We start from the raw sequence: 21,825 nt of genomic DNA, 5'->3' as shown, positions 1-21,825 counted from the left end.
CCGGTCTTGGTGTAAAATTGCAGGCAAATAACATCGCCACAGCTTAACTTTTAGACTGACGCATTTTTTGCAGCAGTTGATTGATTTCAGGTTCAACCACTTCGATGTCTTCCTGAAACTTTAACAGCAGATTGAGGGTGTTCTCGATCCACTGCCGGTCCAGATTCTCCACATTCAGCAACAGCAAAGCCCGGGCCCAGTCAATACTTTCACTGACGGCCGGTAATTTTTTCAAGGCCATCTGACGCAGCTGATTCACAAATCCCACCACTTGCTTGCGCAGCGCTTGTTCCATCTCGGGCACTTGTGAGGCGATTATGTCCTGCTCAAGTTTGGGGTCCGGGAAGGGGATGTACAGGTGCAGGCAGCGTCGTTTCAGGGCGTCACCCAGCTCGCGGGTGTTGTTGCTGGTCAAGATGACAATCGGGCGCGAGCGCGCTTTTATGGTGCCAATCTCAGGAATGGATACCTGATAATCAGAGAGCAGCTCCAGTAAAAACGCTTCAAACTCCTGATCCGCCTTATCAATCTCGTCAATCAGCAGAATGGCTCCGTCTTCTTCGCGCAAAGCCTGCAGCAAGGGGCGGGTTTCCAGAAATTCTTCCGAGTAAAAAATATCCCCAAATTGATGCAGGCGTTCGACGGATTCATCCAGGCCTTTGGCACCCCGCATGACGTCGCCCAGCTGGTCTTTAAGCAGTTGGGTGTACAGCAATTGCTTGCCGTATTTCCATTCGTAGAGAGCTTTAGCCTCATCCAGCCCTTCATAGCATTGCATACGAATGAGGGGGGAGGAGAGGTATTGCGCAGTTTTTTTCGCAAGTTCGGTTTTGCCGACACCCGGAGGGCCTTCAACTAAAATTGGCTTTTGTAATTGACAGGCCAAAAAGACCGCCGTGGCGATGGATTCGCTGCAAATATAGCCAAGACTTTCAAAGTTTTTGCGAATGGTTTCTGCCGAGCCGATTTTATCCTGATGCTTAATCAACAAAGCCGGATTCCTTATAGATATTGATGGTCATATCCTACTGCTTTTTGTGGCGAAAGTCAGAAATCCTTCACCGCTGTATTCAGGCGTGATTTTTGCTAGTTAAATGCTTTCGGGGCACTCAGTTTCGCATCAGGCCGGTAAACGCCACAGGAATGTATCGGGTCTTCTTCACGCTGAATTCGCGGGGTGCAGCGCAGACGTGTAACAGCAACATGTCACTACCGATGAAGTACGGCCTTCCCGATACGCGTAACGACAGACTTGGCTAGCGTTTAACAGCCGTTACCACAACGGTTAAATAGGGTTGAAAGCATGGTTTCAACTCTGGTGTTAACGGTGGTTTTAGCTGTGGTTTTAGCTGTGGTTTTAGCTGTGGTTTTAACTGTGGTTTTAGTTGTGGTTTTAACTACGTTTTTAACTACAATTTTAACAACGGGTGTCGCAGCAGGCGTAAACGGTGCAATAGCAGGTGTAACAAGTGGAGCAAGGGACTTTGTTGACCGAAAAGGAACAGCGGTGTTATTTGTTGTTGCAAAGGCTGCGGCGACGGGCATTGTGGCGGCGTCTGATGGGCGTGCAGCGGATAGTCTGGCCTGAATTTTTGGAGCGTATGCCTTGGTCTGAGCACGGTCGCAGTCGAATGTTGCAAGCCATCATCTTAATCTGCGTGTGGCCCTTGATCATACTTTGGGGAGCCGGTTGTTATCTGTTTTGGCTCATCCGGTTTCCCCATGACTACCTCCTGACACATACTGTACCGGCCGCTCTCAGGGCACCCGGCGAGAAGACGCTATTGGGGCTCCATCACGCATTCGGTGCTGTGTCAGAGCTCTCGGAGGCGGACTATTTCCTGTGTGTTGATGGCTGGATAGCGTTGTTGTTTGGGCAGGGAAAAGAGCGTGGCAAAACCCTGAGCCAGAGGGTGGAGCAGGTGTCACGGCAGCGTCAGCAGATGGGGGTCACTGACCAATCCGGGCTGCGCAGTGCTGTTACCGTCGCAAGGGATCAGCTTTCCCGTGATCTTGGTCACTATTTATTGCCCGCAAACTTGGTCACTATTTATTGCCCGCAAAACCGGTGAGCTGTGACGGTAAAACCCTGATCAAAGCCGGTCAATCTTAGTCAGGGTCGACTGCAGGGATGCGAACTTTACTCCCGGGTTCAATGTAGACTATTCAATGACATCGTAAGGGTTTTTCGGAAGCAGCGGTGCAATCATTTCGTGGGTTTCCTGATACAGCTCTTCAACGTTGGGCAGAATGCCGACGGCCATTCGGCGGGACAGCATAGTTATCGGGAACAGGCATTCCTGAGTGCCCGGTGCACACGCGGCACGGCTGAAGCCCAGCTTATCTTCGTAGATCTTCCACTCCAGCCCCATTTCATTGACCATCACATCACCCAGCACGGCCCCGAGGGCCTGTTGAGCCAGGTGATCATCCTTGGCAATTAACCCCCGGTAGATGATTCTTTGCAACAGCTGCAGGTCAGCTTTGGTCCCGTTTACTTGCATGCCCAGGTTGATGCGGGCGAGTTCGTCGATTTGTTGAACCTGTTTCTCATGGTTATTGCGTTGCAGCCAGTTCAGATCGCTGATGGCTACGGACTGAGCCAGAGCAAAGCCAGGGCTCAACAAGGCGGTGATCAAAAAACAGGCAAAAAACTTCATGGGTGTCGTGCTCTATTGGGTTACGAGATGGGGTGGCAGAGTCTGATACTCCATGATACGGCCAGCCCCGGTATTCCAGTGGCGCCATTATAGAGTCTGGATTACAGACTTGCAGCTTCGCAGACAAATTAATTCTGGCCTTGGTCATTAAGAGGGTTAGAGTGGGGTCAGACATAAAAGTTTAATCCAACCGTGGGTTTTCAGTGCTGGCAGCTTATAATGCGGCATTAAGTCGCTTTCAATGTATGATCCCGTTCCACCATCCAGTTCTCAGGAGTAAAAATGCCTCTCACTCATTGTATTGCCCACGCCATCCGCCGTTCGGGTACCGAGGCCCCGGTTGAAGCCAGCTTGCGTGAACAATCATTACCCGCCACCAGTTACCTTGAAGAGTTGGTTCGAGAGTTGAAGCATTCCTACGTCGGCAAAGCCGGCAAGCAATACGGTCAGTTCGACAGCGACCTGTCTGTATCGGTTGTGGCGCAGTGGTTGCGGGAGTTTCGTGAAGAAAGGTTAAGCTTTGAGCGCTTTACGGTTAAAGCCACAGAGCACTTTCAGTCATTATTGAGTGACACTGATGTGGTCCTGGACGGTCATATTCTGTTTGCGATTGAATCCCTGGCCGACGCCGACTCACTCTATGTGTATTTGTTGTTGCATAACGAAGGGGTCTACCTGGATGGCGATCTGAGTTTACAGACTTCCCGTTTTTTGGACGTGCGTGGTGTTTTACTCGGTGCCAAGGTGGATATGACGGCCTGGCGGTCGGAAGAGGGAGGCAGCTACCTCAGCGTTTTGAGGGCGCGGGGGGATAAAGATTTAACCGATCAATTCTGGCGCTGGATTGGATTTGCGGATCAGCGCGACATCAGTTCAGAAACGACGGCCTTCCTGGACGTGGTTTCTGCTTACAGCGATACTCTGAAAGACGAGGACGTGCAGGTGTATCGAAATAAAGTGGTGGACTACTGCCTGGAACAGGACAAGCGGGGTGAGCCGGTGGTGATTCGGGAACTGTCTGAACATGTGGATGACGCGGCGCCAGAAAAGTTTGAACAATTTATCCGGCAGTCACAGGGAGAAGCCACCCCCGCACAACTGATCCCGGATCGCCGTCAACTGAAACAATATATCCGCATCAGTGGACGCAATGACTTACTGAGCATGAGCTTTGCGGCTGAGTGCCTGGGCGAAACCATCGTTTATGACAGGGAAGACGATAGTCTGACGATTCGCAACATACCGGCACCGCTTAAACTAAGATTGATTAAGCACATGCAAAAGTTGACTGAAGGTGAATGAAATATAAAGGTACCGGCTTTTTGAGCTAAGTGCTGCTTGGCTTGTATTTCTGTACACCTTGCGATTGTTGTATTTTTGATCAAAATGGGAGGGGGCGATGCAAAAGTTAACATTCCTTTTAGTGGTAATCACGCTGGCCGCAGTCGCTGGACTGTATGTGGATCGACAGCAACGGCAGGAGATATCTCAAACACAGGTCGAAGAACTGCAGTTGCAAATTGCTAAGCTGCAGCAGGAAGTCAGCAGGCTCAATGGCAAAGTTACCACGTTGGATAAAAGCAGTGTCGATGGTATTGTTCGGGAGGCAAACAATGCCATTCTGGATGGCTGGCAGTCACTGGTGAGCAGCGTAGAGGAGCAACTGAAAAAAGCCCGGCAAGAAGCCAAAAAAGCCCTGGAGGATCCCCAGTCCGACACTGCCGATCCTGATGCATATGATGGGCAATCCCAACCCAATGGGGAGGCTGATCCGGATAATAAACCCGTGCCTGGGACAGACAATTCCCAGCCAGGCTGGGGCGATAGCGCCCCTCATAGCTCGGGGGACCAGTTGGTCTCCCCCGATGGCACTGACCGTATTTAAACCACAATCCATAAGGAAGTTGAATGAAGGCGTTTAAAATTATATCTGGTGTAGTCCTGGCCATTATCGTTGTGGTGGCCATAGCGATGTTTCTGGTGTTCAAAAACATCGATTCGATTGTTAAGTCAGTGGTAGAAACGGCTGGCACAGAGGTGGTGGGAACTCAGGTGCAGTTGGATAGCGCCAAAGTTACCTGGCGAGAGGGGCGCGGTGAACTTCACGGCCTGACGATTGCTAACCCGCCCAATTTTTCTGCGGCAAGTGCTTTTAGTCTGGGGAATGTCGCTTTGGACATAGACTTAAACCGCTCCAGCGCTGACGTCATCGTCCTGAATGAGATCCTGGTGACTGATGCGCATCTGCTGGCAGAGCAAAAATTGACGGATGTGAATTTGCAGCAACTTCTCAATAACGTCAAAAGCAACAGTGGCACTGCTGGGCAGACATCCTCAACGAGCTCTGAAGCCAGTGAGGGCAAAGAAATACGCCTGGCGGTTGAAAAGTTTTCTCTCGAAAACATAGAGATGCGTATTCTAACGGATCAATGGGGTGAAAGAACGCTGACCATGCCCGCAGTGAATTTGACCAACATTGGTTCACCGGAAAAGGGGTTAACCCCAGAGGAAATGGCGGAAGCGATCCTGACTCCGATATTGGCCCAGGCCAAAAAGGCGGCCGAGAAAGAATTGAAGGCGCTGGCAAGAAAAGAGGCGGAGTCCAAACTCAAAGAAAACCTCAGTGACGAAGACGCTGAAAAACTGGATCAACTGAAGTCTCTTTTCGGTAAATAATGTTGGCATTTCGGCTTCACAATCGCTAAAGAGGCATCAAAAACACACCGCGAACAAAAAAGGCCCGTCAGGGCCTTTTTGGGTTCATCAACAGATTTTTACAGCGTCCCAATCCGCTCTTTAGCTGCGACGTACTGGATTTTCAATTGCTCCACAAATTCAGCGACGGTCTGGACCTTATGTACAGCGCCAATCCCCTGACCACAGCCCCAGATATCTTTCCAGGCTTTACTCTCCTGATCACCGCCGGAGCCAAAGTTCATTTTGGAGGGGTCGCTTTCAGGCAGGTTGTCCGGGTCCATTCCGGCAGCGGCGATTGATGGCTTGAGGTAGTTGCCATGCACGCCGGTGAATAAATTACTGTACACAATATCGCCAGAGGCGCTGTCAACGATCATGTTTTTATAGTTATCGACCGCATTCGCTTCCTGGGTCGCGATAAAGGCTGAGCCAATATAGCCCAGATCGGCCCCCATGGCTTGAGCCGCCAGCAGAGCGTCGCCCGTGGCAATACAACCCGATAACAGCAACGGGCCATCGAACCATTCGCGAATGTCCTGAATCAGGGCGATAGGAGACAGGGTGCCCGCATGACCCCCTGCGCCGGTGGCAACCGCAATCAGGCCATCAGCGCCTTTTGCAATGGCTTTTTTGGCGAAGGCGTTGTCAATGACGTCGTGTAGGGTGATGCCACCGTAGGAGTGAATGGCAGCATTAACATCTTCGCGAGCTCCGAGCGAGGTAATGACGATAGGTACCTTGTACTTCACACACAGGGCCAGGTCTTCTTCCAGGCGGTTGTTGGAGCGATGCACGATCTGATTGACGGCAAAGGGTGCTGCCGGCTTATCGGGGTGGGCATCATTGTAGCTGTCGAGTGCTTCTGTAATCAGAATAAGCCACTTTTCGAATTCACCCTCACCGCGAGCATTTAAGGAGGGGAAGGAACCTACTACGCCCGCTTTGCACTGTTCAATGACCATCGTAGGGTTGGACACAATAAACATGGGGGAGGCCACCGCCGGGATGCTTAATCGGCCTTTTAAAAGCTCGGGAAGGGACATCTTTTTACCTATGATTGGATGACTTATGTCGGTGTGTATGGAGGCTGTGCAAGCTACCCGTTGTCAGGAAACTGTATCCCGAAGTTAAGGAAAGGGTGTCCTGAAATGACGGGAGTCTGGATGAAGTCAGGATACCACTGAAGAAAAGGGGTGCCCATATGTGAAAGAAAGAAACGGCCTGTTATCAAACAAGTTAGCAGAAATCACCAACTGGCTGTCAAATATGACCGTCCTGAGGGCCGCGGTATCCGATGATCGCGGCCGGATTGCCAGCGACTTTTGCCCCCGCAGGTACGTTTTTGGTGACGACGCTGCCCATGCCAATAATGGCTTTGTCGCCAATGCTGACCCCGTCAACGATACAGACATTGGCGCCGATCCAGACGTCACTCCCGATCTCAATGCCTCGGGAGCTGACCGGTTGCTCCTGTATAAGGCGATCTACCTCCATACCGTGATTGAAGGCAAACATACAAGTTTGTGCAGCAATGCGCGTGTTGTCTCCAATACGAATTCCCGCACGTCCACCGTCCATGGTTACCGATTGATTGATACTGACTGCGGTACCCAGCTTGATGGGGCCGTGGAGAAAACTGTTGGCGGCAATCTGGCTTCGGTCGCCAATGACAATCGTGCGGCCTGGCTCGGCGAATAAATTTGCCTCCGGTGCAATAAAGCAATCCTCACCCAGTTCAACGGTCTCTAATTCCGTCAACGATTTTTGGACTTCTCGCTGCCAAAGGCTTGCCCATTCCCGGTGCTTTGCTTTCAAGGAATAATATAACCACGGCATATAGCTCAGGCGTCGTTTGTGTTGTATGCGGTATTGATCCATAACTGAAGATGCCCCCCATAAAATTGAAAACCGCAGTTTATCACGCTCCGGATGAGCGAGCCTGTGTTCCAGGCGTCCAGGCTGTAGAGGGGGGAGCGCGCAGCGTCAGGTGTGCCAGCGACGGCCGGCATCATTAGTGGAAACACTCTCGCTCAACGGGGTGTCTAATAAGAATAGCCGTTAACCGTTATGTGTTGTAGTGAGGGAAGTAGTAGAAAGTGGTGCCCGCGCTCGACTGGATTTAGAAGTCTGCTTTCTCGCATATCAGGCCAACGTATCAAAAAAGATAAGCGCTGCCGTCGCTAAGCAGTGAGCACTTGATAAAGTACTCGAGGGGATTCCCCTTATTACGAGTCGATAACGCGGGCACCTAAAACCAGTATAGCAGCGCGTGGATGGAGTACAGGGACAGGCTGTCACCTTGCAATGAAATTACAAAAAGGCCCGAAAGATAGGTGGTTACTCCCAATCCCCCGGGCCATTCATAGCTTGATGTCTCAGAGTGAAGCCCCCCGAAGTTAAAATCCATCCAACTGGGCTAAGTCAGAATTACCGGCAACCGATCAGGGCAAAAAGTGAGCAGCCTTGTGTCTTTGATTGCAATTGTGATCAAAAATCACACACCGAGTCTACTTGCCAGTGTGGGACGGTTCATCAATGATGATGATGCCATCGAGACAGGTTATCTTAATGCCATCGAGGCGCGGGTGGTTTTCAGGCTTGAGCCTTTCGGCAATATCATCAAGATCGAGGTGCACAACCCCGATATGCAGCACCCGGATTGCCACGCCCTTACAGCCCGTGTGGCGGAGCAGGTCTCTCAGCTGAAAACTGTTCAGCGCGTAGCGTCCGACGGGAAACAGTTCGTGTAGCTCCACAAAGGTATCGTATTGCATAATATGTCCTTATTTTTTGAAGATGGTTTCTCTGCAGTTTCTATGGATATATTATAGAGCCACTTTGCGCAATAACTTTGTGCCATAAATCCTATTGAGAGTGGAACATTTGCACTATTCCTTGATTGAGCACAACAGCGATTTTGTCATCGTCAACAAGGCGCCAGGCATTACTGTGCAGCGTGATTGCGACCAGCCGGGCTTGTTGGAATTGGTCGCAGATGAGCTCGGCCTTGAAAAACTCTACCCAGTGCATCGACTGGATAAAATGACCTCAGGCGTTCTGCTGATGGCCTGTCAACCGCAGGCCAACCAACTGTTGTCACAATGTTTTCAATCACGGGATGCGCATAAATATTATGTGGCTATTAGCGATAGGAAGCCTAAAAAGAAGCAGGGTTTAATCAAGGGAGATATGGACAAAGGCCGTCGCGGCAGCTGGAAGCTTTTGACCTCGCACAACAACCCGGCCATAACCCAGTTTTTCAGTTCAGCCATGGGGGCGGGGCTTCGCGCTTTTTTATTGAAGCCGCATACCGGAAAAACCCACCAGCTCAGGGTCGCCCTGCGCTCTTTGGGCGCGCCTGTACTGGGGGATACCCGGTACGGTGGCAGCGACAGCGACAGGGGATATTTACACGCTTTGCAACTGAGTTTTCCCTGGGAGGGGCAGCGGGTAACTTACCGCGCATTGCCAATGCAAGGACAGCATTTCCTGGGAGCAGATTTCGTCCAGCTACTGTCACGCTGGCAAGCCCCAGAACACCTCGACTGGCCACGGGTCTGATCCGGGCCTGCAACCGATGTTGCTCGCCAACGACGGGGTAATGCTGCCAGCTTGCCGAAGCGCAGAATAATGCCTGTCCAGCGATGTCAGTCGCACTGGGCAGTGCGACTGACGGGATCCGCTTATTCGTACAGGCAAAGATAAGCGCTCTCAACATCCGCCTTTACCTGGAAGGTTTGGTTCGCTTCCACGGTGAAGGTCTCACCTTGCTTGAACGTGACCCAGTTATCTGCACCGGGCAGTTTAACGGTTAAGCTGCCGCTGGTAACGGTCATGTATTCTTTCTGGCTGGTACCGAACTCATAGTCGCCTTGAGCCATCACACCCACCGTGGCTGGAAGGGTCTCTGTCTGGAAAGCGATGGAGGTTACTTTGCCATCAAAATAATGGTTGGTTTTGAACATGGGGTGACCCTCAAAAGTGGTTGACTGTAAAAGAAGAGTGGAGCGCGTCTCCTCGACCCCATGTTAATTTAGCCGGAACGTCAAAAACCCGCAAAACTTAGCACTGGGCTGGCCGTTTCCTGAGACCTGCTGGCCGAAGAGGCGGGAATTATACGCAGAGCCAGAGACCTTGACCAGACAGTGGCTTCAAGCCTGATAGCGAGGTGGTCGAATCAACCAGTACGTCAACTTTGAGTTGGCGTACTCAGGTAAGGGCGTCTCTGATAAGCTGTGCGTGACGTGAGGAGATGAAAGCTTGGAAAATCCATTAATTACACCAATTGAACATATTTTGACCGCCAGCCCCGGGCTCACCTGGACTGAGCATGCTTTGATCAGGCAATTGGTGGAACAAGGGTACCTTTGTGCTGACTATGGCCGTGAATCACTGAGTTTGTTTCAGGCCCACTTTTTGGTGATGAATGCCCTGTACCAGTTGCGTCAGTCATTTCAAGTCAAAGGGGTGGGGCGGCTGTTAATTTCGACATTGTCCACGGTATTTACACCGGCCAATTCACTCAATGACACAGAGCAACGCGGTTCACAAGAGTTGACGGAGGAAAACGGCAAGCTGACAGCGTATTATTTATCGTGGGATAACCTGACATCGGCATCTGATGATTCTGTAGATCAGTTATTAAAAAGTTTCTGGCGGCGTTATGGCGGCCAGGACGATCGTCAAAATGCCCTGTATTTATTGGAGTTACAGGAGCCGGTGACCATGCCACAAATTAAACGACGCTATCGTGAGAAGGCCATGTCCTGGCACCCGGATCGAGGTGGCAGTAACGAGCAGCTGGCTGAGTTAAATAACGCTTTGGGTGTGCTGAAACGTTACTATGGATGATTTACTCAAAGTGACTTATCGTCATACACAGTACCTGAAGACTTTACCCTTCAGCTGTCGTTAGCCTTAGCGAAGACTTTGACAATACCTTTATGGCTCTGATTTGGCAGAAACAAGTTACCCACGCGGGTAAAACAACTCAATATGAAGTCCGCAATGCGGGTCGTACCAGGCGCTTGTACACCAATGGCGTATTCCACAGTCAATACAGTCCGTCCCGCCCTGTCGCGGGCTCAGTTTGGGATCTGTTGTTACTGCCGGCTTTCTTTCACCGTCCAGGCTTGATCAACAGAGTGCTTGTTCTGGGAGTGGGGGGCGGTGCGGTATTGAAGCAACTGCAATATTTTTTACAACCCGAAGTGATTGTGGGTGTTGAGCTGAATCCTGTCCATATCCAGGTGGCCAAGCGTTTTTTCAAGGTAACGGGTGACGAGTTTGAATTGGTGTGTGCCGACGCGCTTGAATGGCTGGAGCAGTATCAAGGGCCACCCTTTGATTTGATCATTGACGATTTGTTTGGTGAGGAGGGGGGCGAACCCTGCAGGGCGGTTGCCGCAGATGAAGCCTGGTGTGCACTGTTAAAAAAACACCTTATGGATTCAGGCTCAGTGGCCATCAATTTTGATACCCCTGAACTTATGCAGCGCTGTTTTTGGTTGGCTGAACACGCTGCCGACCCAAAAGCCCTGAGCAAAAAGTCCCCAGCAACCAATGACCATCTCCCCGCTGATTGGTGGCAACAGGTTTATCAATTATCCACGCCGTTGTATTCAAACTGCATTGCCTTGTTCACTCAACAGCCCACGCCTCGACATGAGTTCCTGGAAAACCTGCGCCAGTTCAAAGAACTGGACGAGTCCAGAACAACCTGCAAATTAAACTACCAACTCAGACGTGTCCGATGACTCCTGGCTCCCGCAGCGTCGTTAAGGCGGGAGGTTGGGGGGCTATGATCGTAAGCCCTCTTTTTCTGAAAACTGCACGGTGCTATAGCGCCAGGCTTTTATGTCTGTCGGCCAGGCCCCAACGGTGAGTCCCGCTTTTTGTTTCAAGTGCAATAAAAACTCTTCGGCTGTGTGCAATTGTGTCCAGACTGAGGGAAGAAAGGTGGCATGGTGTGAGCCTGTTTCGATCGTAAGACCGTCGACCCCCACGTTGATCTGACTGAGCAGCTGCCGTTCAGAAGAAAACTGGATAGGTGTCTCAATAGAAAGAATAGAAATTTCAATATCGAGATCAATCAATTCATCTTCATTGACAGGGTGATACCGATAATCCCGAAAAGCGGCCGCCTGGGCGTGTTCGATAACGTCCAGATACAGGGGCTGGTAGCCTCTCAGCGCGCCCATGCAACCTCTGAGTTTTCCGTGTTTATGCAACGAAACAAAGCAGCTGCGTATTTCGCGAAGTGTGAGAGAGTCTGGGGCTGGAATAAGGCCAATGTCAGGGTTTAACCGGTTGCCAATGGCGGACCTGGCGGTCGCCAGTAAAATCTTTTTATCCTCGTTTGCCAAAAGCGGCTCGGAGTCACTGTCGGGTAAAGGTGGTTCTGTGTTTCTAAGAGTGTCTTGGGAGGTATCGGCTTTAGCGCGGGAGTTGCGTTTTGAGGGGGTAAGCCCATCCGCCGGTTTGTACGTGAATGTGAACGCGCCATAACCAACCACTCGATCCTTGTTGCCACAGGTGTCACCTGAGTTACAGAGGTCTATGCACTCAACGGTTAAATTGGCTGCCAGTTGACTCATCATGAAACCATTGATGGCCCGACACCCACAAGCTTCATCACCTTTTAGAGAGTGGCTGTGCTGGCAAATAGCAAAAGAGGTGCGTTGGTCTTTTTGGTTGGCTACCTGGTATTCGTGGTAATGACTCAAATCCGAACTGATGATGATGAGAAGTTCTCCGGTATTAAACCCTTGCTGCTGATACTCTGCAATGACATCGTCGACGACTTGCGCGATGTGTTGTGGCGGAGCATCTCCAATCAGTAGGGGAATCAATTCGAAATGACCCAAGGTTTCTTGCAAGTAGGGAAGCTGAACCTCAAGGCAGTGTTCCCAGCGATGTGCCTCCCGGTGATCTTTGACCAGTTGCTGTTGTTTAAGAAGGTAGAGTGTTCTTGTATCGATCGCGACTTCGCCCAATGGCGTTTCAAAAGAATCACAGGCAGGTGAGGCAATACCGTGAAAGCCCACTCGATGCGAGGGGCCTAACAGCAATACCCGTCGGATCAAGTGCGGGCTCGGCAAGCTGGCGTAAGCGGACGCGGCCGTTTTGCCTGAATAGATATAGCCAGCATGGGGTACGATCAAGGCCTGAGGGTTGGCGCCGAAGTGATAGTTTTTATTTCGGGCTTTGGCACTCGCCAAAAGCTCATTGATGGATGCTCGCAATCGCTCTGCTTGTGCGGGGTAAAAGCTACCAGCTACCGCAGCCGGTCGCCTGGTGGGGTGGAGAGATGGCATGGTATAACTTCTCTGCAGCAGAATGATCAAAATTTACCATAATTATAGAAGATCATTGAGCAATCAGTAGGGTGAGAGACGGTGTCTGAGGATTTAAGCTCCACTTTTCCAACACGCTATTGGCATTCCCTGGACAGTGAGCGGGTACAGTGTGATTTGTGCCCCCGTTTCTGTAAATTGCGGGAAGGCCAGCGCGGACTTTGTTATTTGCGGGGTTGCGAAAACGGCCAGGTTGTTCTGTTTAGTTATGGGCGATCAAGTGGTTTTTGCGTTGACCCCATTGAAAAAAAACCGCTCAATCATTTTTTACCGGGTACATCTGTCCTTTCTTTTGGCACTGCGGGGTGTAATCTGGCCTGTAAGTTTTGTCAAAATTGGGATATGACCAAATCTCGCGAAATGGATACTCTGGCGGATGCAGCATCTCCTGAAACCTTGGCTCAAACCGCAAAAGCCCTGGGCTGTCGCAGTTTGGCTTTTACTTATAACGACCCGGTCACGTTTCTTGAGTACGCCGTTGATGTCGCCCAGGCAGCTCATGAGTACGACATCAAAAGCGTAGCGGTCAGTGCTGGCTATATTTGCGAGCAACCCCGGCAAGATTTTTTTGCTGTGATGGATGCGGCCAATATCGACCTTAAAGCGTTTACGGAATCCTTTTATCACAAAGTGTGTGGTGCGCATTTGCAGCCAGTGCTGGAGACGCTGGAATACCTTTATCACGAAACTCACGTTTGGTTTGAAATCACCACCCTGTTAATTCCTGGGGAAAATGACAGCGATTCCGAGCTGCACGCCATGACCGAGTGGATTGCTGACCGCCTTGGTCGGGATGTCCCGCTGCATTTCACGGCGTTCCACCCCGATTGGAAAATGCTGAATACGCTTTCGACACCAGCCTCCACCTTAAGCCGCGCGCGAACAATTGCCCGCTCAAAGGGGTTGAATTTTGTTTACTGTGGCAATGTTCATGATCGTGTTGGCGGTAGCAGCTATTGCCCTTCCTGCCAGGCGCTGTTGATAGAAAGGGATTGGTACCAGCTGGGCGAGTGGCATTTACAGGGGGGGCGTTGTGAGTATTGTGGTGCCACTGTCCCCGGTGTATTTGAAGCTGAGCCAGGCCATTGGGGGGCGAGAAGACAGCCGGTCCGCATTCTGTCTTAAGCGGCTGTCCGCCGTGCTGATGCCCGAGGGGCGCCATTGTCAGGTACGCCAGCAAAGCCGGTTCACTCTGACCCACGAAATGAGGCGGCGTTTCCGGCTTCAATAGCGTGGTTTTGTGTGGTGTTGTCTGGCTTGGCGTGGTGGCGCGTTGTCTGATGCGATTCAATCGGGCAATCGGGCAATCGGGCAATCGGGCAATCGGGCTATCGGGCTATCGGGCTATCGGGCTATCGAGTAAGGGCGATGACTTTAAATTGTTGGTCGCGGGTCAAGGTTTCCACGCGAGAAAAATAGCCTTTGGCTTTCTTTTCGAGACCAATGAACTGATTGACCACAAACAGCGCGATGCCCTGGCTCGACAGTCGCTCAGAGCTGTTGCGCAAAAATTTGTCGGTCAGTGACGAGTCCACTGAAAACCCCTGGTGAAAAGGAGGATTGCAGAGAATGCAGTCAAACTTTTCATTGATGCCTGACGCACAATCATCCGCAATGACGACCACGGCCATTTGAGCCCGGTTGAAATTCTCGGTAGCGCAGGCTATGGCTGCCGCATTGTTGTCCGTTGCACAGCGATACTTTACCTGTGGCCAGGACGCACTCCTCAGTGTCAGATAACCGTAGCCGCAGCCGAGATCCAGGATGGACTGGGGGGGAGTGTGATTTTGAAAGTAGTGGCTGGCTGTATCCATTAACAAGCGACTGCCCTGATCTTCTTTGTCCCACCCGAAAAGTCCAGGTTTGCTGAGAGTGGGCGTCTCCAGAGAGGTGTGGATTTCTCGAATGCGTGGATACTCCTTGTCATCAAGGCGCTGGGGTACATCGTTCCGGGAGGTTTTGAGAATGACCCCCAGATAACTGTTGCCACTTTTCCTTGCGGGTATCTTTTGACCGAATAATTTGCCGGCTTTCTCGATATAGGATTTTGTGCCATCGCTTTTTTCGCCGCTGATGACAAGGTTTCCTCCGGCTTTTAAGGTTCGGAAGGCTTCATTGATAATGTGGTGGACGACAGGCTTCTCTTTTGAGACCCGATAGACCACTGTGTCAACGCTGTTGTCGGGGAGGTAACTCAAATCGTAATCGCTGAACCGAGTCTGCAGTGATTGTTTTAGGCACTGGCGATAAACATCATAGCGGTTTGTGATCACGTCCAGGTCTTCGTGCGGGGTAACAGCTTGTCCGGAGTGCAGCACATTCTCGTCCGCTATCCACAGCGTGTGGTTATGTGTGTTTTCCAAATAAGGCAGTAATAACTGAAAGCTGGCATCAGACATGTTTTTTTGAAATATCCTGTGTTAAACCTTCACGCTTAAAACTTCTTCGCGGGTCAGCTCCCGGTAATCACCAGGGTCCAGATCCGCATCCAGCACAATGTCGCCCACTTTTTCTCGGTGTAACTCTTCCACCCGGTTGCCAACAGCGGCAAACATACGCTTCACCTGATGATATTTGCCTTCTGAAATGGTCAGGCGGGCTTCGTTTGAAAAGAGGATGTCGAGCTCTGCCGGCAGCGTGAGTTTAAGCTCCCCATCCAGTTTCACCCCATTGGAAAATTTTTCGCCGGTATCCTCGCTGATATCACTGGCAAGGGTAACGTGGTAGGTTTTTTTGCACTCGCGTTTGGGCGAGGTAATGGCGTGATTCCACTTGCCATCGTCCGTAATTAGAACCAGGCCGGTGGTGTCAATATCCAGTCGGCCGGCAATTTGTAATTTGTCCTTGTTGGGCTCGTCAATCAATTCCATGACGGTGGGGTGGTCACGATCTTTGGTCACACACACATAGCCCTGAGGTTTATGCAGCATAAAATAACGGGGGCGGGGGGCTTCCAGTGGTTCATCGTCAACACAGACTTGCATCGATTCCGTAACGTATAAAGAGGGATCTTTGACGACCTCACCATCAACGGTGACAAAACCTGCGCGAAGGAGGCGTTTAACTTCCTTACGCGACAGGTCACTGACGTGGCTAATGTACTTGTCTAAACGCATGGTGTTTCTAATCCTGTGTATTCTCGGTGTGGGGCCGCAGTGTCAGAGTGTTGAATTGCTGGCGGCGCTTAAGGGATGTCATCGGTCGTGGTATTAGCCCAGGCTGGTAATTCATCCGTGGCGTCAGAAAAAGCGCCCAACCAGTCAAAGCGCTCCAGCAACTGGAGGAACGCATCGTCTGGCGCAGCGCTCAGGCTCAGGAGTGCGCCTGATACCGGATGGGGCAGCTGCATTTGGCTGGCATGGAGCAACAGGCGCCCTGCGTTCAATTCGCTCTTAAAGTAACGGTTGTGCCGTCCTCGCCCGTGTTTGGCGTCCCCAATAACAGGGTGATTGATGTGCTTCATGTGACGCCGAATCTGGTGCTTGCGGCCGGTAAGCGGTTGGCATTCAACCAGAGAATAACGGCTCTGCGGGTAATGCTCAATTTCGACCGGAAGCTCAATGGTGGCCAGGCGACGGAAATTCGTCTGAGCACTTTGTGGCGCTTTATCGTGCTTGGCTTTTTTATCGGTGTATTTGTCGAGCTCTTCTTTAAGGGCGTGGTCAATATGACCGTTCTCGGGGGCGTAACCACGCACCACCGCGTGGTACGTTTTGCGAATGCACTTTGTTTCGATCGCCGAGCTGATGCTTCTGGCGGCGTCGGGATTCAAGGCAAACACCAAGACACCGGATGTAGGCTTGTCGAGCCGGTGAACCGGGTAGACCCTCTGCCCAATCTGATCTCTGATGATTTGCAGCGCAAAGCGGGTTTCGTGACGGTCAATTTCGCTGCGATGGACCAGCAGTCCCGAAGGCTTGTTGATGGCGATCAGGTGTTCATCCTGATAAATGACCGGAAGGGTTTCCGCAGCTGACAAGGTAAAGCTCCTTACCGATTAAGTCCAAAACAAGCCGATTAAGCCCAAAACAAACTGAATGCCCAAGACAAGCCGGTTTAAACGCAAGGCAGGCGGGTTAAGCTCTGGGAGGCTGTTTGACGAGCGGGTGACTGTGCCGTGCCGGTAGTGAGAGCGGCCTCTCACTACCTCGGCGGTCAGCGCCTTAAAGGATTTTCTTTTCGCCGGAATCAACAGATTGATAAATCAGGGTATTAATAGTCATCGGGCCCACGCCTCCAGGCACAGGTGTATAAGCCGCTACGCGCTCTTTCAGCGGTTCCAGCTCAATGTCGCCAACGCCACCTGGGTGATAACCGGCATCAACCACAACGGCACCATCTTTAATCCAGTCGGCCTTGATGAATTCAGGTTTGCCGACAGCACCGACAACGATATCCGCTTGTCTGATGTGAGCCTCAAGGCCCTGGGTGCGGGAATGACAGATAGTCACGGTGGCGTTGGCGCCCAGCAGCATCATTGCCATAGGTTTACCCAGTATAGGGCTGCGGCCGACAACGACGGCGTGCTTGCCGGCGATATCAATGTTGTAGGCTTCCAGCAGGCGCATAATGCCTTTGGGGGTTGCGCAGCCATAGGCCTCTTCACCCATGCTCATGCGACCAAAGCCCAGGCAGGTGACGCCGTCGACATCCTTTTCAAGAGCAATGGCGTCAAAACACGCACGTTCGTCAATCTGCTCAGGAACCGGGTGCTGTAACAGAATGCCGTGCACATTGGGATTGTTGTTCAACTCGTCAATTTTAGCCAACAGCTGCTCGGTGGTGGTTGCTTCCGACATTTCTACCTTAAGAGAGTCCATTCCAATGCGGGTACAGGCATTCCCTTTCATTTTCACATAGGTGGCTGAGGCCGGATCGCCACCGACCAAAATGGTCGCCAGAATCGGGGTTTGGCCGTTACTTTTTGCTTTCAGTGCTGTGACGCGGGTGGAGAGCTCTTGTTCAGTTTTTTGAGCGAGGGCTTTACCGTCCATTACCAGTGCAGACATTGGGGGTCTCATTCGTTAAGATTGATGAAGTGAAGAGTGGTATATAAAGACCGCTATTCTCCCACAAGCGGTCTGATTGTCCAATATATAGTCCATTATGTGCTTGATATGCATGGACATTCGTCTCGGTGGCCGGTAGTGGGAAAAATTACGGCCAAGTTGCTGATTTAAAGACCGGCTAGACTAAAGAACAACCCGCTGCAGGCGGTCACTGAAAAGGTCTGTCTAAGTTACTGCAATTGTTGAACATTTTTTTCAAAAAGCCGTTGACGGAGTAGGGGAGCATGGGTAATATGCGCACCACTTCAGAGGCAACAGCCACTAAAGATCAGTCGGAGTGTAGCGCAGCTTGGTAGCGCATCTGGTTTGGGACCAGAGGGTCGGGGGTTCGAATCCCTCCACTCCGACCACTATTTCATGTTCGAGCCTAGGAAGGCTTTGAGTCTAGGGCTCACCCAAATTGCCCATTGGCAATACACAGTGCGCCCGTAGCTCAGTTGGATAGAGCATCCGCCTTCTAAGCGGATGGTCGCAGGTTCGAATCCTGCCGGGTGCGCCATCTTCGCGCAGGCAGACTTTGTTGGGTAGTTAGCATTACCGCAACAGAAAAGTTCAATGGTGGGCGTAGCTCAGTTGGTAGAGCCCCGGATTGTGATTCCGGTCGTCGTGGGTTCAAGTCCCATCGTCCACCCCATTTAAAATCCCGCAAGTCATCGATTTGCGGGATTTTTTCGTTATCTCTCCGTGAATTTTCACATGTTCCTCTGCTCAGGCCCCTGTCGACCGGCCTCTTTCTTTGAATTGGGCTTCCCAAGTGCTTGTCGATGCGCGTGCAGCGCCCGTCTGCGGGCATCTGTAGCGTGCCCGCTGCGCTTTGGCCGATAGGCCGGAGTGACTCTGGAATCCTGCGACAGCTGGCTGACGGGACTCAAGAGCCGACCCGGATCAATGGTTGGTGACCCGGCGCACCGCATCCAGCCAGCCGCTGTAGAGGTGTTGCCGTTCCGTTTTGCTCATTTGGGGTGCGAAGTGTTGGTCGCAGGCCCACATCGTTTGAATTTGTTGAGTGGATTCAAAGACACCGGTGTGTAGCCCGGCGAGGTAGGCGGCACCCAGGGCTGTGGTTTCCGTAATTTCCGGGCGCTCCACCGCGGAATCAAGCAGGTTGGCCAAAAACTGTATCAACCAGTTGTTGATTACCATGCCGCCGTCCACTCTGAGGGTTGACGGAAGTACGGCCCCGTCCGCCGCCATGGCCTCCAGTAAATCCCGGGTTTGGTAGCAAACGGATTGCAGGCCTGCGGCGACAATTTCCTGAATGCCGGTGTCGCGAGTCAACCCCATAATCGCCCCCCGGGCATGCGGGTCCCAATAGGGAGCCCCCAGCCCAGTGAATGCCGGTACCAGATAAACGTTCGATGTTTTATCGGCAGCTTCGGCGAGCGCCTCTGTTTGCGAGGCGTCATCAATCAGCTGCAATCCATCACGCAACCACTGAACGGCTGCTCCGGCAATGAAAATACTGCCTTCGATGGCGTAGGTGACCTGCCCATTTAATCGATAACCCACCGTAGTCAGCAGTCGGTTGTCGGAGCTGATGGCTGTGGTGCCGGTATTCAAGATCAAAAAGCAGCCCGTACCGTAGGTGCTTTTGGCCATTCCGGGCTCAAAGCAGGCCTGCCCAAACAGCGCTGCCTGCTGGTCGCCGGCAATACCGGTAATTGGCAACGACTTTCCGAATAAATCAGGCGTGGTCATGCCGAAGTCAGTGCTGCAGTCACACACTTCGGGGAGCATGGTTTCCGGTATTGAGAGCAATGCCAGAAGCTCTTTGTCCCACTGTTGCGTGTGGATATTAAACAGCATCGTGCGCGATGCGTTGGTCGCATCGGTTTTATGAACTTTGCCGCCGCTGAGTCGCCATAGCAGGAAGCTGTCAACGGTGCCGAACAACAATCTACCGGCCTCGGCTTTGGCTCTTGCGCCGTCCACATTTTGCAGAATCCACTGTATTTTGGTGCCGGAAAAATAAGGATCAATGAGTAATCCGGTTTTTTCGGCGATAGACTTTTCGCAACCGCTGTCGCGCAGTTGCTGGCAGGTTTCGGCGGTGCGCCGGTCCTGCCAGACAATCGCATTATACACCGGCGTGCCGGTATCTTTGTCCCAGACTATGGTGGTTTCACGCTGGTTGGTGATGCCGATGCAGTTGATGGCCGAGGCGGGCAGGCGGGATTTTTGAATGGCTTTTTCGCAGACACTGAGGGTGCTAGACCAAATGGTTTCCGGATCGTGTTCAACCCAGCCGTCGGCAGGGTATTGCTGCTCAAATTCTTGTTGCGCCTGCCATAAGGGCAGACCGCGCTCATTAAAAATGATGGCTCGCGAGCTGGTTGTGCCCTGATCAATAGAAAGAATGTATTTTGCCATGAGTGCTTTCCCTCGCTGTATAGCAGCAGTTTGGCACAGGCTTAACCAATTAAAAAGAAGAGGGGGACGGCGTTGGTAGAGAAAATCGCGGTAGCGTTTAAGGTGCAGATGATGTTGAGCTGGTTCAGTGGTTATAAGACCGGTTCTGCGTTGAACGCGGTGAAAGAGAAAGCTGACACCCTGGGGCTAGACGCTCAGTGTGTAAGGGTGTCAGCTGCTTGCACTTGGACTACTCTGTTGTTCGCGGTAGTGGCGTTAATAAACCGTTTGCAAAATCAGTGGAGGTCGTTACCTTGATACTCCATTTCCTCTTCCAGCAAAGGCGTTCTTTCTAGTGGTGCCGTTCTGATGGTTTCTTTTGTGGCGGCCTGTTTGGCAGAAACTTCCTTCAACTTGCGCTCTGCAGCTTTGAAAAGATCCCGTACAGCAACATGAATGGATGGGTCGTCTTGATGCAGCGTGAATGAATTACCTTTAACACCCAATTCTATCTGAGCCCGAAACATCTTGCCTTTGTTCTTGTGCTGATGAGGAGAGTCCAGCACAACACGGCTGCTGTGGATCTGAGTAGAAATCCGATTCAGTTTTTTGAGCTTTTTATCGATAGTGCTTGTCAGTGCTTGAGATTCATCCAGGTCACGATAAACGACATTATTCATGTTTTGCATAAGTAGCTCCTGTAAATCTTGAAGGGTTCTAGCTAAGGTGGCCACCTTTGAAATTTATATTGCCTCCGACAGTTTTAATTTCAAGTGTTTTTTTGTAATAAAAAGTGAAGCGTGAAATAAAGACGTTAATTGATGTAAAACGCTTGGTGATCCGAAAAAGCCGTGCTAGATTGATCTGATCAGTTGATCCAGAACCCCCTTTCTTAGGCGCTTTACGCGCTGTTTCAGTCATTGCTAATCCTCAATTCTTACGGTCAAAACATCGCACTGTGCGCCGTGAAGCACACTGTTTGATGTCGAGCCGAAGAGCAATCTCAGTCCTGACTTGCCATGACTGCCGACAACAATCAGGTCACAATTTAGTTCTTTGGCTAATTTGTGCACACCTTCGGCGGGTGGCCCGAAGATAATATGTCCTTGGCCTTTGGGAATATTCACCTTTTCCAGCACGGCGCATAATTCCGGGTAGGTTTTTTGGCGTATCTGGGTTTCCGTGATCTGGTGGTTGCTGCCCGTCAGTTCACCATAGCCAGTAATGGGGTGCTCGCAGGTGTGAACAACATGGATGATGGCGGGGTCGTTGCCCGTAACCGCCAGGGCGGTCTGTATGATTTTTACACTGTTGGCGTCCAGATCTATAGCGCACAGTATGTTTTTGTAATAGTTCACATTTTGTTCCTTCTGGAATTCATGTTTCAACTTCACGCTCGTGACGTTGTCGAGCAAAACTGCAGTCGCACATCAATCTGCCGGGCTTGGCGCCTAAATTTTCTTTTTGACACCCTTTTTTGTGCGGGTTGTGGTGGTGCTTTTCCTTATGAAAAAGGTTAGCAACACCGGAGCAAGTTTTGGGATTTTTCTTCGTTGATGCAACAAAGGGCATAGTGGCTGATATGTGACCTGTTTTTTGAGCGAAGTGTGGTCTAAGGCCTTAAATTTAGGGGGTTTTCAGTGTTCGGGAGACCTGATTACTTGTATTTATGCGCCATGCTCGGTAGAGTGAAAC

Annotated in this window: 24 protein-coding genes and 3 tRNA genes; 12 read left to right on the top strand and 15 right to left on the bottom strand. The window is 51.3% G+C overall.

The window, feature by feature from the left end; genetic code table 11:
- Positions 1-43 precede the first annotated feature (43 nt).
- Positions 44-991, bottom strand: a complete 948-nt coding sequence (locus tag G8770_RS07660; RefSeq protein WP_167184255.1) for an AAA family ATPase — start codon at positions 989-991, stop codon at positions 44-46.
- Positions 992-1,303: 312 nt separating this feature from the next.
- Here G8770_RS07660 and G8770_RS07655 point away from each other — a divergent pair, with 312 nt between their 5' ends.
- Entirely contained in the window at positions 1,304-1,588 is a 285-nt protein-coding gene (locus G8770_RS07655; protein ID WP_167184252.1) for a hypothetical protein, read from the top strand.
- 223 nt (positions 1,589-1,811) lie between these two features.
- Entirely contained in the window at positions 1,812-2,072 is a 261-nt protein-coding gene (locus G8770_RS07650; RefSeq protein ID WP_167184249.1) for a hypothetical protein, read from the top strand.
- Positions 2,073-2,162: 90 nt separating this feature from the next.
- Here G8770_RS07650 and G8770_RS07645 read toward each other — a convergent pair whose 3' ends face one another.
- Positions 2,163-2,660 (bottom strand): DUF3806 domain-containing protein, encoded by a 498-nt coding sequence (locus tag G8770_RS07645; protein ID WP_167184246.1) that lies wholly within the window; start codon positions 2,658-2,660, stop codon positions 2,163-2,165.
- Between the two features lie 282 nt (positions 2,661-2,942).
- On the opposite strand from G8770_RS07645, the gene G8770_RS07640 reads away from it, so the two are divergent.
- The 3 genes from G8770_RS07640 (at position 2,943) to G8770_RS07630 (ending at position 5,336) form a co-directional block, all read left to right on the top strand.
- Positions 2,943-3,962 (top strand): nucleoid-associated protein, encoded by a 1,020-nt coding sequence (locus G8770_RS07640; RefSeq protein WP_167184243.1) that lies wholly within the window; start codon positions 2,943-2,945, stop codon positions 3,960-3,962.
- 97 nt (positions 3,963-4,059) lie between these two features.
- A complete protein-coding gene (locus G8770_RS07635) occupies positions 4,060-4,545 on the top strand; it encodes a hypothetical protein (RefSeq protein WP_167184241.1) in 486 nt (161 codons plus the stop codon).
- A gap of 23 nt (positions 4,546-4,568) precedes the next feature.
- Positions 4,569-5,336, top strand: a complete 768-nt coding sequence (locus G8770_RS07630; protein WP_167184239.1) for a hypothetical protein — start codon at positions 4,569-4,571, stop codon at positions 5,334-5,336.
- Between the two features lie 98 nt (positions 5,337-5,434).
- Here the strand turns inward: G8770_RS07630 and G8770_RS07625 are convergent, their stop codons facing one another.
- From G8770_RS07625 to G8770_RS07615, 3 genes are all read right to left on the bottom strand, one after another.
- Positions 5,435-6,400, bottom strand: a complete 966-nt coding sequence (locus G8770_RS07625; protein ID WP_167184238.1) for an NAD(P)H-dependent flavin oxidoreductase — start codon at positions 6,398-6,400, stop codon at positions 5,435-5,437.
- Positions 6,401-6,617: 217 nt separating this feature from the next.
- A complete protein-coding gene (locus G8770_RS07620; RefSeq protein ID WP_279537115.1) occupies positions 6,618-7,115 on the bottom strand; it encodes an acyltransferase in 498 nt (165 codons plus the stop codon).
- Between the two features lie 749 nt (positions 7,116-7,864).
- The gene (locus G8770_RS07615; protein ID WP_167184234.1) at positions 7,865-8,131 is read right to left on the bottom strand and encodes a hypothetical protein; all 267 of its coding nucleotides are present in this window, start codon (positions 8,129-8,131) and stop codon (positions 7,865-7,867) included.
- Between the two features lie 109 nt (positions 8,132-8,240).
- Here G8770_RS07615 and G8770_RS07610 point away from each other — a divergent pair, with 109 nt between their 5' ends.
- Positions 8,241-8,918: a TIGR01621 family pseudouridine synthase gene (locus G8770_RS07610; protein WP_167184232.1), complete on the top strand. Its 678-nt coding sequence runs from the start codon at positions 8,241-8,243 to the stop codon at positions 8,916-8,918.
- 122 nt (positions 8,919-9,040) lie between these two features.
- Here the strand turns inward: G8770_RS07610 and ppnP are convergent, their stop codons facing one another.
- On the bottom strand, positions 9,041-9,322 hold the full coding sequence (gene ppnP / locus G8770_RS07605) for a pyrimidine/purine nucleoside phosphorylase (protein ID WP_167184230.1): 282 nt from the start codon (positions 9,320-9,322) through the stop codon (positions 9,041-9,043).
- A 295-nt stretch (positions 9,323-9,617) separates the two neighbouring features.
- On the opposite strand from ppnP, the gene G8770_RS07600 reads away from it, so the two are divergent.
- Positions 9,618-10,208 (top strand): DNA-J related domain-containing protein, encoded by a 591-nt coding sequence (locus G8770_RS07600; protein WP_167184228.1) that lies wholly within the window; start codon positions 9,618-9,620, stop codon positions 10,206-10,208.
- Between the two features lie 92 nt (positions 10,209-10,300).
- Positions 10,301-11,113, top strand: a complete 813-nt coding sequence (locus tag G8770_RS07595) for a spermidine synthase (protein ID WP_167184225.1) — start codon at positions 10,301-10,303, stop codon at positions 11,111-11,113.
- 42 nt (positions 11,114-11,155) lie between these two features.
- Here the strand turns inward: G8770_RS07595 and amrB are convergent, their stop codons facing one another.
- Complete coding sequence (amrB, locus tag G8770_RS07590; RefSeq protein WP_167184223.1) at positions 11,156-12,673, bottom strand: AmmeMemoRadiSam system protein B; 1,518 nt, start codon at positions 12,671-12,673, stop codon at positions 11,156-11,158.
- Between the two features lie 81 nt (positions 12,674-12,754).
- Between amrB and amrS the strand changes: the two genes are divergently transcribed.
- Positions 12,755-13,837 (top strand): AmmeMemoRadiSam system radical SAM enzyme, encoded by a 1,083-nt coding sequence (gene amrS / locus G8770_RS07585; protein ID WP_167184221.1) that lies wholly within the window; start codon positions 12,755-12,757, stop codon positions 13,835-13,837.
- Positions 13,838-14,064: 227 nt separating this feature from the next.
- Here amrS and G8770_RS07580 read toward each other — a convergent pair whose 3' ends face one another.
- From G8770_RS07580 to folD, 4 genes are all read right to left on the bottom strand, one after another.
- Positions 14,065-15,111, bottom strand: a complete 1,047-nt coding sequence (locus tag G8770_RS07580; RefSeq protein ID WP_167184219.1) for a class I SAM-dependent methyltransferase — start codon at positions 15,109-15,111, stop codon at positions 14,065-14,067.
- Between the two features lie 21 nt (positions 15,112-15,132).
- Positions 15,133-15,828: a 16S rRNA pseudouridine(516) synthase RsuA gene (rsuA, locus tag G8770_RS07575; protein ID WP_167184217.1), complete on the bottom strand. Its 696-nt coding sequence runs from the start codon at positions 15,826-15,828 to the stop codon at positions 15,133-15,135.
- Between the two features lie 68 nt (positions 15,829-15,896).
- Positions 15,897-16,691, bottom strand: coding sequence for a tRNA pseudouridine(65) synthase TruC (gene truC / locus G8770_RS07570; protein WP_167184215.1), 795 nt, complete (start codon positions 16,689-16,691; stop codon positions 15,897-15,899).
- Positions 16,692-16,875: 184 nt separating this feature from the next.
- Complete coding sequence (gene folD, locus G8770_RS07565; protein ID WP_167184212.1) at positions 16,876-17,721, bottom strand: bifunctional methylenetetrahydrofolate dehydrogenase/methenyltetrahydrofolate cyclohydrolase FolD; 846 nt, start codon at positions 17,719-17,721, stop codon at positions 16,876-16,878.
- Between the two features lie 333 nt (positions 17,722-18,054).
- Between folD and G8770_RS07560 the strand changes: the two genes are divergently transcribed.
- From G8770_RS07560 to G8770_RS07550, 3 genes are all read left to right on the top strand, one after another.
- Positions 18,055-18,131, top strand: a tRNA-Pro gene (locus G8770_RS07560).
- Positions 18,132-18,203: 72 nt separating this feature from the next.
- Positions 18,204-18,280 (top strand) — tRNA-Arg (locus G8770_RS07555).
- A gap of 59 nt (positions 18,281-18,339) precedes the next feature.
- Positions 18,340-18,415, top strand: a tRNA-His gene (locus G8770_RS07550).
- A gap of 251 nt (positions 18,416-18,666) precedes the next feature.
- Here G8770_RS07550 and glpK read toward each other — a convergent pair.
- The 4 genes from glpK to G8770_RS07530 all read right to left on the bottom strand — a co-directional run bounded on the left by glpK (position 18,667) and on the right by G8770_RS07530 (position 21,488).
- A complete protein-coding gene (glpK, locus tag G8770_RS07545; protein ID WP_167184209.1) occupies positions 18,667-20,151 on the bottom strand; it encodes a glycerol kinase GlpK in 1,485 nt (494 codons plus the stop codon).
- A 275-nt stretch (positions 20,152-20,426) separates the two neighbouring features.
- Positions 20,427-20,819, bottom strand: coding sequence for an HPF/RaiA family ribosome-associated protein (locus G8770_RS07540; protein WP_167184206.1), 393 nt, complete (start codon positions 20,817-20,819; stop codon positions 20,427-20,429).
- A gap of 28 nt (positions 20,820-20,847) precedes the next feature.
- A complete protein-coding gene (locus tag G8770_RS07535) occupies positions 20,848-21,051 on the bottom strand; it encodes a hypothetical protein (RefSeq protein ID WP_167184203.1) in 204 nt (67 codons plus the stop codon).
- A gap of 2 nt (positions 21,052-21,053) precedes the next feature.
- Complete coding sequence (locus G8770_RS07530) at positions 21,054-21,488, bottom strand: universal stress protein (RefSeq protein ID WP_167184200.1); 435 nt, start codon at positions 21,486-21,488, stop codon at positions 21,054-21,056.
- Positions 21,489-21,825: the final 337 nt, after the last annotated feature.

It is taken from the genome of Pseudomaricurvus hydrocarbonicus (assembly GCF_011602365.1).
Taxonomy (GTDB): domain Bacteria; phylum Pseudomonadota; class Gammaproteobacteria; order Pseudomonadales; family Cellvibrionaceae; genus Pseudomaricurvus; species Pseudomaricurvus hydrocarbonicus.
The sequence above is the reverse complement of the archived record's forward strand: the minus strand, read 5'-3'. Positions and strand labels throughout refer to the sequence as shown.

Excerpts from the sequence above, each read along its gene's own strand:
- glpK (WP_167184209.1), bottom strand. The coding sequence starts at position 20,151 with ATGGCAAAATACATTCTTTCTATTGATCAGGGCACAACCAGCTCGCGA.
- G8770_RS07580 (WP_167184219.1), bottom strand. The coding sequence starts at position 15,111 with ATGTCTGATGCCAGCTTTCAGTTATTACTGCCTTATTTGGAAAACACA.
- folD (WP_167184212.1), bottom strand. The coding sequence starts at position 17,721 with ATGTCTGCACTGGTAATGGACGGTAAAGCCCTCGCTCAAAAAACTGAA.
- rsuA (WP_167184217.1), bottom strand. The coding sequence starts at position 15,828 with ATGCGTTTAGACAAGTACATTAGCCACGTCAGTGACCTGTCGCGTAAG.
- G8770_RS07645 (WP_167184246.1), bottom strand. The coding sequence starts at position 2,660 with ATGAAGTTTTTTGCCTGTTTTTTGATCACCGCCTTGTTGAGCCCTGGC.
- G8770_RS07655 (WP_167184252.1), top strand. The coding sequence starts at position 1,304 with ATGGTTTCAACTCTGGTGTTAACGGTGGTTTTAGCTGTGGTTTTAGCT.
- G8770_RS07630 (WP_167184239.1), top strand. The coding sequence starts at position 4,569 with ATGAAGGCGTTTAAAATTATATCTGGTGTAGTCCTGGCCATTATCGTT.
- G8770_RS07535 (WP_167184203.1), bottom strand. The coding sequence starts at position 21,051 with ATGACTGAAACAGCGCGTAAAGCGCCTAAGAAAGGGGGTTCTGGATCA.
- amrB (WP_167184223.1), bottom strand. The coding sequence starts at position 12,673 with ATGCCATCTCTCCACCCCACCAGGCGACCGGCTGCGGTAGCTGGTAGC.
- G8770_RS07640 (WP_167184243.1), top strand. The coding sequence starts at position 2,943 with ATGCCTCTCACTCATTGTATTGCCCACGCCATCCGCCGTTCGGGTACC.
- G8770_RS07625 (WP_167184238.1), bottom strand. The coding sequence starts at position 6,400 with ATGTCCCTTCCCGAGCTTTTAAAAGGCCGATTAAGCATCCCGGCGGTG.
- G8770_RS07615 (WP_167184234.1), bottom strand. The coding sequence starts at position 8,131 with ATGCAATACGATACCTTTGTGGAGCTACACGAACTGTTTCCCGTCGGA.
- G8770_RS07595 (WP_167184225.1), top strand. The coding sequence starts at position 10,301 with ATGGCTCTGATTTGGCAGAAACAAGTTACCCACGCGGGTAAAACAACT.
- G8770_RS07635 (WP_167184241.1), top strand. The coding sequence starts at position 4,060 with ATGCAAAAGTTAACATTCCTTTTAGTGGTAATCACGCTGGCCGCAGTC.
- G8770_RS07540 (WP_167184206.1), bottom strand. The coding sequence starts at position 20,819 with ATGCAAAACATGAATAATGTCGTTTATCGTGACCTGGATGAATCTCAA.
- ppnP (WP_167184230.1), bottom strand. The coding sequence starts at position 9,322 with ATGTTCAAAACCAACCATTATTTTGATGGCAAAGTAACCTCCATCGCT.